The sequence below is a fragment of the Arthrobacter ruber genome (genome assembly GCF_002954225.1).
Taxonomy (GTDB): domain Bacteria; phylum Actinomycetota; class Actinomycetes; order Actinomycetales; family Micrococcaceae; genus Arthrobacter_D; species Arthrobacter_D ruber.
This window is the reverse complement of record NZ_PPTH01000016.1, coordinates 284,411-300,378: the sequence shown is the minus strand read 5'-3', so window position 1 is coordinate 300,378 and position 15,968 is coordinate 284,411. Positions and strand designations below refer to the sequence as shown.

Here is a 15,968-nt window from a genome sequence, read left to right as displayed (position 1 = left end):
CGAACGGTGTCCGTTGCCGTGGGATTGAGGCGGGCAACGGACACCGTCCGTGCGGTAGGTGTGGCTACTTGTACTCTTCGCCGATGGCCTCGGCGGTTTCCTGCCCCTTGGCAAGGGCTTCCTCGACCGTCTTCTGTCCGGCGATCACGGCGCTGATGTCCTGAGACACGGTGGTTCCGAGATCGGCGAACTCCGGGAATCCGGCGAACTGGATGCCGATGTAGGGGCGTTCCTGCAGGCCCGGGTTCTTCGGGTCGGCGTTCTCGATCGCGAAGCGCTCGGCCTCGTAGAACGGTGCCGAAGCCTGGTACTCAGGGTTCTCGTACGTGGAAATCCGCTTGCCTGAGGGGACTTTCGCCCAGCCGAGCTCTTCTGCCACCAGTTCCTCGTACTCCTGGGAGCTTGCCCAGGAGATGAACTCCCAGGCGGCGTCCTGCTTCTCGGAGGCGGCCTGAATGCCCCACGACCAGGTCCAGAGCCAACCGGAGGATTCCGTCTCCTTGACCGGGGCGGCTGCGTAGCCGATCTTGCCCGCGACGGGTGATCCTTCGGCCTCGAGGCTGCCGGCCGCGGAAGTGGCGTCATACCACATAGCCGTCTGGCTCTGCGTCATGTTGTTCAGGCACTCGGTGAAGCCGGCCTGGGCGGCTCCGGCCTCGCCGTGGTTTTTCACGAGGTCGGTGTAGAACTGGACGGCCTCGGTGAACTCGGGGGAGTCGACCTGCGCGTTCCAGTCCTTGTCGAACCAGGTCCCGCCGAAGGTATTGACCACGGTGGTCAGCGGGGCGAAGACCTGGCCCCAGCCCGGCTGGCCGCGCAGGCAAATGCCCTTCATGTCCTCCTTGGCCTCGTCGACCTGCGCGGCGAGGTCCGCGACCTGGTCCCAGGTGGGGTTCTCCGGCATGGTGAGGCCGAGCTCCTGGAATACGTCCGTGCGGTACATGAGGAAGGAAGACTCGCCGTAGAACGGTTCACCGTAGAGCTTGCCGTCCTCTCCGGTCAGGGACTCGGTGTACGCCGGAAGGATGTCTTCTTGATTGAATTCCTTGTCCGCTGCAACGAACTCGTCGAGAGGGGCGAGCCACCCGTTGGCGGAGTAGAACGGGATTTCGTAGTTGGACAGGGATGCGACGTCGTACTGGCCCGCCTGGGCCGAGAACTCCTGGCTGATGTTCGCCCGGACGTCGTTCTCCGGCAGGGACGTGAAATTCACGGTGATACCCGACTCCGCCGTGAAGTTCTCCGCCGTCAGGCGCTGCAGGTCCTCCATCTGCGGGTTGTTGACCATCAGCACGTTGATGCTCTGTGCCTCGCCGGATTCGGCTCCGCCACCCCCGCCTCCGCCGGCACCGGAGCAGGCTGTGAGGGTCAGGGCCAGACAGGCAAGGCCGGCGGTGAGTGTTGCCCGTGCAGGTGGGATTCGCATAAGGACTCCTTTGTTCTTACTCAATAAGGGCGCGTCGGATCGACGCAGGTGCCTTCAGGGTGGAGGGGGAGGACTACAACCGGGGGAACCGGGTGCCTGCCCCTGTCCTACAAAGGTAGAGGTGTGACATGGTGCACAACTAGCGTTCTAGTTGCCCCCGACTGATACTTATTTTCCAAGAGGCTCTGAAGGTCACAACCGTGCCTCCAGCTACGTGAGACCCATAGCGGGGACCGTTGGATAACTTTTATGTACGAGGAGGAGACGCGTAGTGGCTCAGAAAGCATCGGACGCAGCAGTCCGCCTCGCTGAGCGCCTGACTGGGCTTCACGCGAACCGCGAGGTGATTCCCCATGACCCCAAGCACTCCGTTCGATGGCATGAACACGACTATCCAAGCCCCATCGCGCGGTGGAACTACCACCCCGAGTACGAAATCCACCTCATTCGCAAGGGCACGGGTCGCTTCATCGTGGGTGACTATCTCGGCACGTTCGAGGCCGGGCAAGTCACTCTTATCGGTTCAGGCCTCCCACATGATTGGGTCAGCGACCTCGAACCGGGGGAGGTGATCGAAAAACGTGACGCCGTCCTTCAGTTCGATGGCGAATGGTTACTCCGATGCGCCGAACTGATGCCAGAGCTCCTGGAGGCAGAAGAAGTGTTGCAGCAATCAGCACGAGGTATTCAGTTCACCGGCGAAACCGCGCTCAAGGCTGCAGATGCCATCGAGTCCGTAGGAGTTGCCACCGGAATGGAGCGCCTACACCACGTGCTGAGAGTCTTCACGATCTTCGCAAGATCACCCTTGGCCGAGCGACGTCTACTCGCTCGCGACTGGTTCGAACCACAACTCGATGGTGAAGCAGCTGCAATCGTCGACATCGCCCTCGAGTACATCTTCGCAAACCACTCCGGCACGGTACGGCTGGGCGAGGTAGCGGAGTTGGTAGGTATGACAGAGCCCACCTTCTCCAAATACTTTCGAAAGTCCACAGGACAGAACTTCAGCGAGATGGTCCGCAAGCTACGCCTTGCTCATGCATGCCGTCTGTTGGACCAGACCGACATCCCGGTCTCCTCCATCTGCTACGACGTCGGATTCTCGAATCTCTCCAACTTCAACCGGCACTTCCAGACCGAGATGGGCATGACTCCTCGCGCATACCGCGCACGAACCATCTAAACGGATCTCAGAGAAGTGCCTCGCCAGAATCGGCAGCACTTCGCCTAACACCTGCCTGAGTTGCATCTGCTTTCAACACAGGGTGGCGTTGACAATGCGAAGGCTTAGGCCTTCGTCGCACTCAAAGTGGCGTCACGAGGGGTAAAGGTTGCGAAGGAGTGCCAGAACGGCTTGATGCCCTGCAGGTGGTTCGCCCTCATTCCATGCGGCGTAGACCGGAGCTGGTGGCGCGTCTCTGACCGGACGGTACACCAGACCTGAGCGGCGGTACTGGTGTGCTGTCGATTCCGCAGTCACACCCAGTGCTTGGCCACTACCAATGACGGTGAGCCAGTCATCGACGTCGTCCGTCTCGACGACCTCTGCTGGTCGGTTGTCCTTGGGCCAGAGGTCCAGCTGTGTACTCCCAGTTCGTCGGTCTACCGCCAGTGGACAGGCCGCGACCTGCGCGAGGGTGACACTGCGTCTGCCGGCCAGCCGATGGCCGGCGGTCATCGCGCAATAGCGTTTTTCCTCACCGATGACGAACACTTCGAGCCTGTGCGTAAGTGGAAGTCGGCGCAGGATCGCTAGATCACTGGTCCCCTCATGCAGTCCCGCCGTAGGAGTGTTCGTCCTGTTCAGGCGCAATTCACTGTGCGGGAAGGCTGCCGCCCATTGGCGTTGGAACTCAGGGGTGTATTTGCCCAAAGCGGACCAGGCGTACCCAATCCGGAGAATCTCGTTGCCAACCAATGCTGCATGACGGAGGTCGGTTACAGCTGAGAGGGTACGGCGTGCCCGTTGAATCACCCGTTCTCCAACGATGGTGAGCTCTACGCTGCGGGTAGTGCGGTGCAAGAGCCTGACCCCTAAGGTGCGTTCAAGGGCTGCGATGTTGCGTGACACGGCAGCTTGGGAGATACCGAGCTCGATTGCTGCGTCGGTGAAACTGCCGGCGTCGACGACAGCGACCAGTGAGCGTAGGTGGCGCAGTTCCACATCCATACTCCCAGTTTATTGATGCATCCAACGCATAAGTGATGTGTTCTATGCATTGTGAGACAGCAGGAGGTGCAGTGCACACTCCGAGGATGGATAAAGGAGCACCCGTGGGGCGGGGCCGGAGCGCCGGCATCATCATTTCGATCATCAGTGCGTCCTCGAACCAGTTGGGCGCTGCCAGTGGATCGCTGGCCTTCCCGGTCATCGGGCCGGTCGGAGTAGTCGCGGTCCGCCAGCTTGTGGCCGCCGCTGTCCTGCTGCCGCTTGTCCGACCCAGGGTTAGATCAATGACCCGAGCTCAGTGGTGGCCGGTCCTGCTGCTGGCCGTCGTGTTCGGAACCATGAACCTGAGCTTGTACGCGGCGGTGGAGCGCGTCGGGCTCGGACTCGCAGTCACTCTGGAGTTCCTTGGTCCCCTGACTGTTGCCCTATTCAACTCCCGCACCAGAATCAGTGCGGTCTGCGCCGTCATCGCAGGAACCGGCGTCATAGCCATAGCCCGCCCTCAACCGACCACTGATTACATCGGCATCGGGCTTGGCATGATCGCAGCCTGCAGTTGGGCCGCGTATATCCTGCTCAACAGGACCATCGGTGCCCGCATACCGGGAGTCCAAGGCACCGCGACCGCGACGGGCGTTTCCGCAGGGGCGTTCCTGCCGATCGCCGTCCTGATCTTCATCGACAAGCAACCGGATACTGCTGCGGTGCTGTACGCGGTAGCTGCAGGGATACTCGCTTCCGTAGTGCCATTCGTCGCTGATTTGCTGGCCCTTCGCCGGGTTCCGGCGGGTCTCTTCGGGATTCTGATGAGTGTGAACCCCGTTCTGGCCGCGCTGATCGGCGTTATTTCCCTCCACGAAACACTCGGAGCGATCGAATGGGCGGGTATTGCTTTGATCGTCACCGCCAACGCCCTAGCACTCCTTTGTTCTCGTGCCCGGTCCGCTTCACAGCCGGATGCGGACGCGTCCGTTCTTGCACAGGTAGGCGGCTCTAAACTCTAGCCTTCGGGCTCCACCTGCCCACGGTGGTAGTGGCAGAGATCGCGCTTCGGTGTGGCTCTCTGCCCACATAACGTCGCTCTTGAAGCTTCTGTCTTTCACCTGACTTGTCCACCGGCAGGCGACCCCAAAATTTCTTCAAAAGGCCAGAACTGATAAATCAACGCAGCCCGGGACTGTATACCTTGTCGGCTCGTCGCATCGCGCGTGGCCGTTTTGTGGTGGGAGTGGTTCCGGTTAGCTGAGATTCCGTGCCGTTACGGTTCGTCAGCCAAGCGGTGACAGCGATGCCGGCGAGGACTGCAACGGTGGCCCAGGAATTGTCGATGAGTGTTTCTTCCAGTCCCGTGATGGGACTGGTGAGTACGCCGGTGCGGTCGAGGATCCAGAAACCGGCAGCAGTGAGGGCGACGAGGGCTATCCCTGTGCGTATCCGTGTACCCCAGCTGGTGCGCGAGATGACGTAGATGGATGGGAAGACCAGGGCGACGGTAGTGAGCTGGGCGAGTTCCACGCCGACATTGAACGCGAGCAAGGTGAGCATTGACAGGGTTCTGTCGAACCCGAGGTCGGTGAGGATACCGGCGAATGCTAATCCATGGACCAGCCCGAACAGGCCCGCGATGAGGACCTCACCCCCGTGGATGAGAGGTCTAATGGCGTGGAGGGCCGCGACGGCGACGGACGCGGCGACGAGGATTTCCACGGGCCCGGACGGTAACGCGATCCAGTCCAAGGCGGCTGCGATGAGAGTCAATGAGTGTCCGATGGTGAAGGCCGTCACGACGCTGACGACGATACGCAGGGACCGCTCGAAACCGCCACGCGGAACCCAACGACGCCCGCGCGTCACCACCAGGGGTGCGACGAGCAGGAGGGTAGTGAGGAACAGTAGGTGGTCAGCTCCGCTGAGGACGTGGTGGAAGCCGTAGCTGATCATGTCGATCAGACCCGGTTCGACAGCATCACCGATGGCCAGGGTTCCATCGGACGCGGTGATTACCCCTGGCGTTGAGATGGAGCCGGTTGCATCGGTGAGGACGACGACCGCCTCATGGGAGGCATCGGATTCGATGATGCCGTCATAGTCGATGACCAGGCTGGAGGGATCGACCGCGCCGGTATCGAAGGTGACGTCGACACTGAATGACTGGATCCCTTCAACCGATTCCACGACGGCATCCGAATAGGTCTCAGACCACGTGGTTCCATCGGTCCCGGTCAGCGTGAGGTGCTCGTCGATGTATTCGGTGATGACCTCGACCTGGCCCTCGGTCAGCTCCGTCGCTGTCGCGTAGGAAGTACCGAGTGTCTCATCGAGTGTTTCCAACGCGACCGACACTGTCGCCTCCGCCGAGTCATCGGTCAGGCGCACCGCGATGGTGCTGCTGTCCACACTGTGTGCCTGCGCTGATGCTGCAGGGATCAGTGTCAGCAGAGTGGCGGCTACAGCGGTGAAAGCGGCAAGGCTACGTCGTTGAAAAGATTGCATGAATCAAGGCTCGCCACCGTTGCTTTGCTCAGCCTGTGACCGTCATTAGCCCCACCAATGCCTACACACCTGCCCCTCTACCGCTCTCCGTCCGGCGACGAAATGGGCGAAGAGATGAGCGGGAATGGGTGGGGAAGTGGTTACCCCTCCGATCGGTGTGCCTGGTCCAGTCGGGGCGCGAATTTAGTTATACCCATGCCATGGGTGGTTCATAGGAATTCGAAAGGATCGGGTTCGAGGCTTAGACCATCAACTCCACCCGTACCAGCCTGGAAGGGCCAACACCATGAACCTCAAAATGAAGCTCGCTGCTCTCAGCCTCGCCGCTGGCCTCGCCCTCTCAGGCTGCGCAGCCGGATCCACAGCCAGCTCAACCACCGACTCCTCAGCAACCACCACGTCCTCCAGCGCCTCCGCCACAATCACCGAATCTGCCGCTGGGTCGACAGCCGGATCAACCATCGGAACTGGAACCCTTCCTGAAGGCGGCATGCCCGCCGGTGAGATGCCTGCGGGCGACCCGGGCGGTGGCGTCGATGCCTCCAGCGTCGCGACCGAAGACGAACTCATCGCACTGATCCAGGAAGCCTATGGCGATGCGGGCTTAGACCTGCACCGCGGCCACATGCCGGTACAGGACGTCCTCGACGAGGTCCTCGCCATCTCCCATGAGGAACTGCACGTACGCATGGAAGCCGGTCAGAACCTCTCCGACATCGCCGACGAGCTCGGCGTCGGCACGCAAACCCTCGTCAATGCACTCGTTGAATCGTGGAGCCCCGCGATTGACAACCTCCTCGCGGCGGGCACCATCACCCAGGAAGAAGCCGACGCCTACACTGCCGCACTCGAGGAAGCCTTCACCTACCGCGTCACCTGGGACGGCGAAGAAGCAACCCCTACCTTCGACGGCCTCACCGCCTAACACCGGCGGCGGACAACATCCTCAGGACCTACTTCACTGCACGTCCGAAACATCACAACGAAGGCGCCCGGCAAACCACCGGGTGCCTTCGTTGTGCTAGCGCTGCCACTCCCACCTGCGTGAGGAATCGATGCGCACTGGCATGTATCCATGCAGGGTGTGGTTAAACGGCCCGGGTGCAGAGTACGGATGGGCCAAAAGAAGGGCAGCACAGGAAACCCCCTTCGGTTCACAGCCCGATGACAGGTGCATGACAGGGCACACCTACAGTGCGAGCCCAGATTCGTAGTAGTCCCTCCATCGGGACTACTACCACCAGGAACGATTACCAAGGCCGCGTAGCGGCACAGTGAGGAACACACATCATGTCTACTCCCAAGAAAATCGCACTCGGAGCCAGCGCGGCGGCAGTCGCTCTCGGAGTAAGTCTGGGCGCTACCGGTATGGCTTCGGCTGCGACCACGGACCCCGCCCCGACCTCAACATCCTCGGCTACCGCGGAAGCCACCACCGGGGACGAGACAGCCATGGACCGCAAGGGCGGACCCGGACACGTGCGCGGGCAGGGCGGTGTGGACGCCGCTGCACTGGCAACCAAGCTCGGCGTCGACGAGGCAGCAATGACCGACGCGTTGCAGGCCACTAGGGACGCAGCCAAGGCGCACACCGAAACCACCGAGGGCGAGAAGCCTGACAGGGAAGCACTCCAGAGTGCTGTGGCCGCATCATTGGCCGAAGCTCTCGGCCTCGATGAAGCAACCGTCCAGACGGCCATCGATGAGCTTCAGACAGAGAAGAAAGCCGAACGATCCGCGGCAGTGCAGGAGCGACTCGACGCTGCGGTGACGGACGGGTCTCTCAGCCAAGCCGAAGCCGATGGCGCCGCCAAGGCACTCGAACTGGGAATCCTCGGCGGCGGAGGTCGCGGTTAACAGCCACCGCATGTAGAAGAGAACAAGCGTCTCGGCGAGGTAGACACCGGTATAAACCACTGTGTACCTCGCCGGGACGACAGCCTTTCCAAAAGCCGCCACTGAACACATCGACTACTTCGGCACCGAGGCTGCCCTGCTCCAGGTGGTCTCCGAAAGCTCTTCCGCGGGGCGACCGATCAACTCCGCGTGAGTCTGAAAACAACTGCACAGCAGCTGCACAGCTTTTGAGAAGGCACGTCCTAAGCCCGGGCGGCACAGTGGAAGAACAACCACAGCCCGCCAGGAGAACATCATGATCAGCTACCGACCCACCCCAGAACTCACCGCAGGACGCAAGGACTTCAGAGCTGCAATTGGTGCCATGGCCCTGGCAGCGGTCCTCGGGACTACGGCCTTCGCGCCCATCGGAGCCAAAACCCCTATCGCCTCGGAGGCCCGCGCCGGCGTCGTCGTCGAAACCACTGTCCCCGCGGAGCAGGCGACGGTCCGCCGTCAAGACACCGGAGGCTCTCTCGACCAGGGTGCTGCAACCGGACCCCTGACCGCCTGACGCACCGCTCAAGCGGTCCCGCCGTCCTGCCGTCCCGCATGGGATGTTGTTCCGTACGGGATACTGGACCGCAACGCCGAGCCCGCAATCCCTCCGGTCCCACCGGCACCCGCGTACGACATGACGGAAGACACCAAGGTAGACACGATGGCCGACGCCTCGCACCACTCCATGACCGACAACCTGCCCCGTCTCGCGCACCCAGACGGCAGCCCCATCCGGGCGCTCGTCGTCGACGACGAGACGAGCCTCGCCGAACTCGTCAGCATGGGTCTGCGCATGGTGGGCTGGAGCGTCACCACGGCGAACGACGGTGCCACAGCAGTGGCCGCGGCGCGCGACTTCCGCCCCGATGTCCTGGTGCTCGACGTCATGATGCCCGGGGTGGACGGCATAGAGGCCCTGAAAAAGATCCGCACGTTCGCCCCGAACATGCCCGCACTCTTCCTTACCGCCAAGGACGCCGTCCAGGACCGCATCTCCGGTCTCTCCGCCGGGGGAGACGACTACGTCACCAAACCCTTCAGCATGGAGGAACTCATGCTCCGCCTGCACCGGCTCGTGCAGCGCTCAGGCGTCGCGGCGTCCGATTCCGCCGAACTCGTCGTCGGGGACCTCGTGATGAACGTCGACACGAGGGAGGTCACCCGTGGGGGAGAGGACATCGTGCTCACCACCACGCAGTGGGAGTTGCTGCGTTACCTCATGGAGAACCCGCGCCGCGTCGTTAGTAAGTCCCAGATCCTCGATAACGTCTGGAATTACGATTTCGGCGGACAGGCCAACATCGTCGAGCTCTACATCTCCTACCTGCGCAAGAAGATCGACGTCGGACGCCCCGCGATGATCCACACGGTGCGCGGCGCCGGGTACGTCATCAAGCCCGCGGTCCCGTGAGTCCTCCACCCCCGCCCGCGCTGCCAGGTACTGACGTATCTGACTCCAAACTCACTCCTACGCCGAGCCTTCAACCGGGTCTCGCTCCTCCCCGTCGCCCCGGTGCCCGATGGTGGAAACACCGCCAACGGCGACTACACCTACGGACCAAGCTGATCCTCGCGACTCTGGCACTGCTGACCGCGATATGCATTGCGATCGGCGTGTTCAGTCATGTTGCGATGAGCAGCTACCTCACGGGCCAACTCGATGAGGCACTGACCCCGGCCGCGGGGCGAGCCGGCTTCTCCAACGGCCCACCTCCTGGGCAATCACCGGACATCAACGACGTGAATCCGGAGAATGCGGCCGGTCAACGGCCGGGCACCCTCAACGCGGTGCTCGACGACGGCGAAGCACAGAAATCCGCGCTCGTGCAGGACAACGGCAGCACCGAGCCCCTCACCGACGCCGACCTCGACCTGCTCGCCTCGGTGGATCCGGCCAACGGGCCTGAAGAGCTGGTGCTCTCATCCGGGCAATACCGAGTCGATGCAGCGTCACTGGCCTTCGGCCCTGATAAGGGATCCGTCCTCGTCACCGGCCTCTCCACGGCGGAGCGGGACAGTACGCTGACATCTCTGGACCTGACCGTTGCCGGGGTGTCCCTCGCGGGCTTGGTCTTCACCGGCCTGGCCGGGACGGCCATTATCCGGCGGTCCCTGCGGCCGCTGGAGGAGCTGTCCGCTGTCGCGACGTCCGTGTCTCGGTTACCGTTGTCATCCGGCGAGGTGGCCATGCCGATGCGCGTCCCGCCCGCGGCCGCTCAGCCCGGGACGGAGGTCGGCACCGTGGGGCTGGCCCTGAACGAGATGATCGACCACGTCACCAGCGCCCTGCGCGAACGGCATGCGAGTGAGACAAAGGTGCGCCAGTTCGTCGCGGACGCGAGCCATGAACTCCGCACACCCCTGACCTCCATCCGCGGGTACACCGAACTGGTCCTAATGAGCGAGACGGTCAGCCCGGCCGGCCGGTCGGCCCTCGAGCGCGTCGACAGCGAATCGCGGCGCATGTCCTCCCTCGTCGAGGACCTCCTGCTGCTCGCCCGCCTCGACGAGGGCCAGCGGGGAGAGGTGTCCGACGTCGACCTGACCGAACTGGTCATCGAGACCACGAGCGATGCCCGGGTCACAGCGCCGGCTTACACGTGGAGCCTAGACCTGCCGGAAGAGCCCGTCGAAATCCGGGCCGTGGGCACCGAGATCCGCCAGGTCCTGATCAACCTCCTCTCTAACGCACACAAGCACACACCACCCGGCACCAAGATCGCGACGGCACTCACCATCACCCCGGACGACGATGGCGAGCACGCGACCGTCACGGTCACGGACAGCGGACCAGGCATCGACCCATCATTCCTTGACACCATCTTCACGCGCTTCAGCAGGGGTGATGCCGCGCGCTCGGCCGGAACCGGCAGCACCACCAGCACCGGGCTGGGACTGGCAATCGTGAAGGCCCTCGTCGAGGCGAACGGAGGCACGATCAGCGTGACCAGCGAGCCGGGCCGCACACAGTTCAGGGTGGACCTGCCACTCCCGCAACCGGCCCGACAGGTGCAGCACATCCTGGTGTGAGCGGCACTACATCCCGCACTCGTAGGACAACAACACAGCAGGCTCCGACTCAGTCGGGGCCTGCTGTGTTGTGTTCTGCTAAAGGAGTAGGCACACTGCATCGGGCTCGCTTGAGGGGGATCCTGAGTTGGCCCCAGCGAACAACCTCGACTGACCGAGGCGTCTCACAGCTTGCACACAGCGCAGAACAAAACTCCGAATAGGGAGGGCCGCTGTCATGGATTCATGACTACTTCAACAACTTCCTCCCGGCGTCTTTGGTATCGCTTCGCTTCCTCCATCGCGGCATTGGCCCTGGCTGGTTCGATGGCGGCCTGCAGTGTCTCCGACTCCACTACTAGTGCCGCAACCGACACCGTCGCGTCCTCCTCGTCCACCAGTACGGCAAGCAGCACGGCAAGCAGCACGGCAATGGTGTCGGAGAGCACGACGACAGAAAGGGCGGCTACGGACAGTGCGGCCACGACGGCTGAGACTGTCACAGATACTGCTGCGGCTGCCGAGGCTTTCCTCGCAACGCTGACAGCCGAGCAGCAGGAACAGGTTCTCTACTCTTACGACGATGCGACCAAGACGACATCGTGGTCCAATTTTCCGGTGACCTTCGTCGAGCGAGCGGGTGTGAACCTGGCGGACCTCACCGAGGAGCAGCAGACCGCGGCTCTGGGGGTGCTCGAGTCCCTGCTCAGCGACGAGGCCTATGCCACCGTCGAGGGCATCATGAACGGGGATCAGTTCCTTCTCGAGAACAGCACCAGCACAGAGGCCTCGCTCGGTCAGTACTACATCGCGTTCTTCGGCGACCCTTCCGATACCAGTGCCTGGGAGGTTCAGTTCGGTGGCCACCACCTTGGTATCAACGCCACCCTTGACGGAACGGCGGACGCCATCACCTTCGCGCCGACCCACCTGGGGTCCCAGCCAGCTGTCTACACGGCCGCTGATGGCACCGAAGTGCAGCCCCTGGCCGGTATGTACGAGACGGCATTCGCCTTCTACGACAGCCTGACCGCCGAGCAGCAAGCCGCCCTGTACCAGGGCGAGGAGGTCTCGAACCTGACCTGCGCCCCAGGAGGCACCTGTGATTACCCAACCGGTACCGGTATCGCCGGATCGGAACTCACCGATGAGCAGAAGCAGTTGCTGCTCGACGTGATCGCGAACTGGGTTGGTCTCGCCGACGAAGAGACAACCGCTGCCGCGCTGGCGGACATCGAGGCGACGCTGGATGAGACCTACATCAACTGGTCCGGAGCTACCGTTTACGACATGACCCAGGGCGACGGCATCTACTTCCAGATCTCAGGGCCGGATGCTTTCATCGAGTTCTCCAACCAACAGGGATCTGCCGGTGCTGATGTGACCGGGTACACCACCGGCGGCTGGGGACACATTCACACCATCTACCGCGACCCCAGCAACGACTACGCGAACAGCGTCACGCAGGAGGAAGCAACCGGTATGGGCGGTATGGGCGGCGCTGCTGCCCCCGGCGGAACACCTCCCAACGGCTAACCCCTACTCTGTGTCACAGCAGATCCATCAATGAAGAAGAGGCAGCCGATCCGTGTAACTGCGGTTCGGCTGCCTCTTGCTTTCAGCGGTGTGATGGGTCGAAGTGCAGCTTACGGGGGGCCTTGCTTTCATACCGACTCCGGTAGTTGGTTTGCTCACTTCGGCGCGGAGGAGGCGTGCTCTGCGGGTAACGAGTCCGAAAATTGCCAGTGCTACTGCGCCGACCACACGTACATCTGTCGAGTGTCATAAAGGAACTCCGCCACACACCAGGCCAGCCGAGCTCATCGAATCCCGTTGCGGCCCTTCAAAACTCTTTCAAGCAACCGACCCTATGTCGCCCGGATCTTTCCGCATTATCTGATCAACGCCAACGATACGAGGGCACTCCTCCTAGCCCTGCATGGACAGGTCCAGGTGTACGTGCCCTCAAGCCCTGTCGGGTTACTGATTACTCAGTTCCTGCCACACTTCCATCACTACGGCTCGGGCGTGCTGCTCCGCCAGGTCTTCATCCCGGTCCACGATGGCACGAGCCACTGCCTCGTGATTGTCGAAGGCGATCGCGACCGGGTGTTCGGGTGAGAGGCCCAACTCGGTACGGCCTGCCAGCACCTCTGTGACGATTCCGTGGAGGGAAGCGATCATGTCGTTTCCACTTGCTGCAAGCAGCAGTGCGTGGAAGGCGATGTCCGTTTCGAGGTAAGGCCGCGAGTGTCCCTGACCGGCCTCACCGAGGATGCGCAGGCGACTGGCAAGTTCGAGCAGCTCCAGTCCTACCTCGGCGGGTGCCTTGTGTGCAGCGAGGCGGGCTGCAGTCGGTTCGAGGGCAAGTCTCATCTCGGTGAGCCGGTGTAGTTGGGTGAGCCGCTCATCTCCCTTCAGACGCCATCGGATCAGCTGAGGATCCAGGACGCTCCAGGCAGCGACGGGAAGCACGGTTATGCCCACGCGCCGGCGGGATTCGACCATCCCCATCGACTCGAGGATGCGTACGACTTCGCGGATGACAGTCCGGGACACACCGATCTCACCTTCCAGCTGAGCGAGCGTGATGACGCTACCCGGCGGTCGGATGCCCTGTGCGATTTCTATGCCGAGGCGTTCGAGAACGGCGTTGTGCAGCACTGGGGCGGGTGAGGGTTCTGGAGCGCGGCGACTCAAAGGTGTCATCTTTCTTGCTGTAGATGTGATCTTTGTGACACACTATCGCTCCAAGCGGGAAAACGCCCCCCCTGGGGCCTGAACATCGATGGAGAGTTCTGTGGAGACTTGGACCCAAACACTTGGCGCGGGCCCCTTGCTGGGCATCGCGGCCGGTGCAATCGCTCTGATCCTGATCCTGGTGATCCGGTTCAAGGTACACGCGTTCCTCACGCTCGTTCTCGTGTCCCTCGTGACCGCGTTCGCAACAGGGATCCCGACGAGCGACATCGTCTCTACCCTGGTGACGAGCTTCGGCACTACCCTCGGGTCCGTCGCCCTGCTGATCGGGCTTGGCGCGATGCTGGGCAAGATGATCGAGCACAGCGGTGGGGCTCGCGTCCTCGCAGACAGGCTCGTCGATGTGTTCGGCGAACGGCGTGCGCCGTTCGCCCTCGGGCTCGCATCGTTGATCATGGGTTTCCCGATCTTCTTCGACGCGGGCCTCATCGTCATGCTTCCCATCATCTTCGCCGTCGCTCGGCGCATGGGTGGAACAAACGTACTGCTCTACGGCATCCCTGCGGCCACCGCGTTCTCGGTGATGCACGTCTTCGTGCCGCCGCATCCCGGGCCAGTTGCAGCCACCGAACTGTATGGCGCAAATCTCGGGCTGGTGCTCCTTATCGGCCTGCTGATCGCCTTCCCCGTCTGGTACGTGACGGGGTACCTGTGGGGAAAGTTCGTCTCCACCAAGTACATCCTTCCGGTGCCGGCACTGTTCGGTGCGATCGACAATGACCAGCCGATCAATCCACCCAAGTTCTCGACCGTGGTCGCGATGCTGCTGTTGCCCCTCGTCCTCATCTTCATGAACACCGGCCTGGACTTCCTGAACGCTGCCGGCGTGGTCAACGCAGAGGAGCAGACCTGGGTGCAGGTTCTGACCGCCATCGGTTCATCACCCGTGGCACTGCTCATCTCGGTCCTCGTCGCGACTGCGGTCCTCGGTCACCGGCGAGGCGAGAACGGCACGGCCCTGGAGAAAGTGCTCGACTCGGCGCTGGGCCCGGTCTGCTCCGTCATCCTCATCACCGGCGCAGGCGGGATGTTCGGCGGGGTCCTTCGCGCCTCCGGTATCGGGGATGCACTCTCGGACTCCCTCGCATCGATCGGGCTGCCGATCATCCTCGCCGCCTACGTCATCGCCGTGATCCTTCGTGTCGCGCAGGGCTCGGCCACGGTCGCACTCGTCACGACGGCAGGCCTGATGGCGCCGGCCGTGCTCGCCGGCGGATTCAGCCCCCTCCAGATCGCCGCCATCACGCTAGCCAGCGCGGCGGGATCCGTGTTCGCCAGCCATGTCAACGACTCCGGATTCTGGCTGGTCGGCCGACTCATGGGCATGGATGTGAAGACCACGCTGAAAACCTGGACCGTTCAGCAGTCCCTTGAATCCGTGGCCGGGTTCGGGCTCACCCTCGTCGTCTTCTGGATCGGCTGATGACAACCAACATCTTCGACATCACAGACCGCCTCGCGCTCGTCACCGGTTCATCCCGGGGCTTGGGTCATGCCCTTGCAACCGGTCTGGCCCGAGCCGGTGCCCGTGTCATCGTCCACGGACGCGACACGGACACCGTGACCGACGCTGCCAGGATGATGAGGGAGGCAACCGGCACCGCACCCGCCACCACCACCTTCGATGTCACGGACGTGGAAGCGGTCGAGCAGGGCATCACCTCCCTCGTCGCGGAACATGGAGTACCGGACATCCTGGTCAACAACGCCGGAGTGCAACGACGGGCACCGTTCAACGATTTCGAACCGGCTGATTGGGACGACATCGTCACGACGAACCTGTCCAGCGTCTTCTACGTCTCCCAGCAAGTCACTCGAGGAATGGCAGAACGCGGCTCGGGCAAGGTCATCAACATCGGATCGGTCCAGTCCATGCTGGCACGCCAGACCATCGCCCCCTACTCGGCGACCAAGGGCGCGGTGGCCATGCTCACCAAGGGTATGGCGGCGGATCTTGCGCGGTTCAACATTCAGGTCAATGCGATCTCCCCCGGATACTTCGCGACCGACATGAACCGCGCGCTGGTCGAAGACGAGGCCTTCAACACCTGGGTCATCAACCGCACGCCCGCTCAGCGGTGGGGCAGCCTCGACGAGCTCGTCGGCACACTCGTCTACCTGGCTTCCGACGCATCGACCTTCGTCTCCGGTCAGAACATCTTCGTCGACGGCGGGATGACTTCCGTCGTCTGACCATGGACCTCAAGGTCG

General features: G+C 62.6%; 15 protein-coding genes. 10 read left to right on the top strand and 5 right to left on the bottom strand.

The window, feature by feature from the left end:
* Positions 1 to 64 precede the first annotated feature (64 nt).
* Positions 65 to 1,426 carry an ABC transporter substrate-binding protein gene (locus CI785_RS10005; protein WP_105031929.1) on the bottom strand — a complete coding sequence of 454 codons (1,362 nt, stop codon included), beginning with the start codon at positions 1,424 to 1,426 and terminating at the stop codon, positions 65 to 67.
* 271 nt (positions 1,427 to 1,697) lie between these two features.
* On the opposite strand from CI785_RS10005, the gene CI785_RS10000 reads away from it, so the two are divergent.
* Positions 1,698 to 2,612: an AraC family transcriptional regulator gene (locus CI785_RS10000; protein WP_105031928.1), complete on the top strand. Its 915-nt coding sequence runs from the start codon at positions 1,698 to 1,700 to the stop codon at positions 2,610 to 2,612.
* Between the two features lie 132 nt (positions 2,613 to 2,744).
* Here the strand turns inward: CI785_RS10000 and CI785_RS09995 are convergent, their stop codons facing one another.
* Positions 2,745 to 3,599 carry a LysR family transcriptional regulator gene (locus CI785_RS09995; RefSeq protein WP_105031927.1) on the bottom strand — a complete coding sequence of 285 codons (855 nt, stop codon included), beginning with the start codon at positions 3,597 to 3,599 and terminating at the stop codon, positions 2,745 to 2,747.
* 86 nt (positions 3,600 to 3,685) lie between these two features.
* Between CI785_RS09995 and CI785_RS09990 the strand changes: the two genes are divergently transcribed.
* Complete coding sequence (locus CI785_RS09990) at positions 3,686 to 4,603, top strand: EamA family transporter (protein ID WP_105031926.1); 918 nt, start codon at positions 3,686 to 3,688, stop codon at positions 4,601 to 4,603.
* Positions 4,604 to 4,760: 157 nt separating this feature from the next.
* Here the strand turns inward: CI785_RS09990 and CI785_RS09985 are convergent, their stop codons facing one another.
* Positions 4,761 to 5,996 carry a HupE/UreJ family protein gene (locus CI785_RS09985; RefSeq protein ID WP_157940227.1) on the bottom strand — a complete coding sequence of 412 codons (1,236 nt, stop codon included), beginning with the start codon at positions 5,994 to 5,996 and terminating at the stop codon, positions 4,761 to 4,763.
* 382 nt (positions 5,997 to 6,378) lie between these two features.
* Here CI785_RS09985 and CI785_RS09975 point away from each other — a divergent pair, with 382 nt between their 5' ends.
* From CI785_RS09975 to CI785_RS09955, 5 genes are all read left to right on the top strand, one after another.
* Positions 6,379 to 7,017 carry a helix-turn-helix domain-containing protein gene (locus tag CI785_RS09975; protein ID WP_157940226.1) on the top strand — a complete coding sequence of 213 codons (639 nt, stop codon included), beginning with the start codon at positions 6,379 to 6,381 and terminating at the stop codon, positions 7,015 to 7,017.
* A 365-nt stretch (positions 7,018 to 7,382) separates the two neighbouring features.
* Entirely contained in the window at positions 7,383 to 7,949 is a 567-nt protein-coding gene (locus CI785_RS09970) for a hypothetical protein (RefSeq protein ID WP_105031922.1), read from the top strand.
* 295 nt (positions 7,950 to 8,244) lie between these two features.
* The gene (locus CI785_RS09965) at positions 8,245 to 8,502 is read left to right on the top strand and encodes a hypothetical protein (protein ID WP_157940225.1); all 258 of its coding nucleotides are present in this window, start codon (positions 8,245 to 8,247) and stop codon (positions 8,500 to 8,502) included.
* A 147-nt stretch (positions 8,503 to 8,649) separates the two neighbouring features.
* Positions 8,650 to 9,399, top strand: a complete 750-nt coding sequence (locus tag CI785_RS09960) for a response regulator transcription factor (RefSeq protein ID WP_105031920.1) — start codon at positions 8,650 to 8,652, stop codon at positions 9,397 to 9,399.
* A gap of 221 nt (positions 9,400 to 9,620) precedes the next feature.
* Entirely contained in the window at positions 9,621 to 11,018 is a 1,398-nt protein-coding gene (locus tag CI785_RS09955; protein WP_105031919.1) for a sensor histidine kinase, read from the top strand.
* A 215-nt stretch (positions 11,019 to 11,233) separates the two neighbouring features.
* On the opposite strand, the gene CI785_RS17505 is transcribed toward CI785_RS09955, so the two are convergent.
* Positions 11,234 to 11,482 carry a hypothetical protein gene (locus tag CI785_RS17505; protein WP_240615154.1) on the bottom strand — a complete coding sequence of 83 codons (249 nt, stop codon included), beginning with the start codon at positions 11,480 to 11,482 and terminating at the stop codon, positions 11,234 to 11,236.
* Here CI785_RS17505 and CI785_RS09950 point away from each other — a divergent pair.
* Positions 11,430 to 12,533 carry a DUF3500 domain-containing protein gene (locus tag CI785_RS09950; RefSeq protein WP_240615125.1) on the top strand — a complete coding sequence of 368 codons (1,104 nt, stop codon included), beginning with the start codon at positions 11,430 to 11,432 and terminating at the stop codon, positions 12,531 to 12,533. The genes CI785_RS17505 and CI785_RS09950 overlap by 53 nt on opposite strands.
* A gap of 444 nt (positions 12,534 to 12,977) precedes the next feature.
* Here CI785_RS09950 and CI785_RS09945 read toward each other — a convergent pair whose 3' ends face one another.
* A complete protein-coding gene (locus tag CI785_RS09945; protein ID WP_240615124.1) occupies positions 12,978 to 13,661 on the bottom strand; it encodes a FadR/GntR family transcriptional regulator in 684 nt (227 codons plus the stop codon).
* A 136-nt stretch (positions 13,662 to 13,797) separates the two neighbouring features.
* Here CI785_RS09945 and CI785_RS09940 point away from each other — a divergent pair, with 136 nt between their 5' ends.
* Positions 13,798 to 15,180: a GntP family permease gene (locus CI785_RS09940; RefSeq protein WP_105031916.1), complete on the top strand. Its 1,383-nt coding sequence runs from the start codon at positions 13,798 to 13,800 to the stop codon at positions 15,178 to 15,180.
* Complete coding sequence (locus tag CI785_RS09935) at positions 15,180 to 15,950, top strand: SDR family oxidoreductase (protein WP_105031915.1); 771 nt, start codon at positions 15,180 to 15,182, stop codon at positions 15,948 to 15,950. Before CI785_RS09940 ends, CI785_RS09935 begins: the two co-directional genes overlap by 1 nt.
* Positions 15,951 to 15,968: the final 18 nt, after the last annotated feature.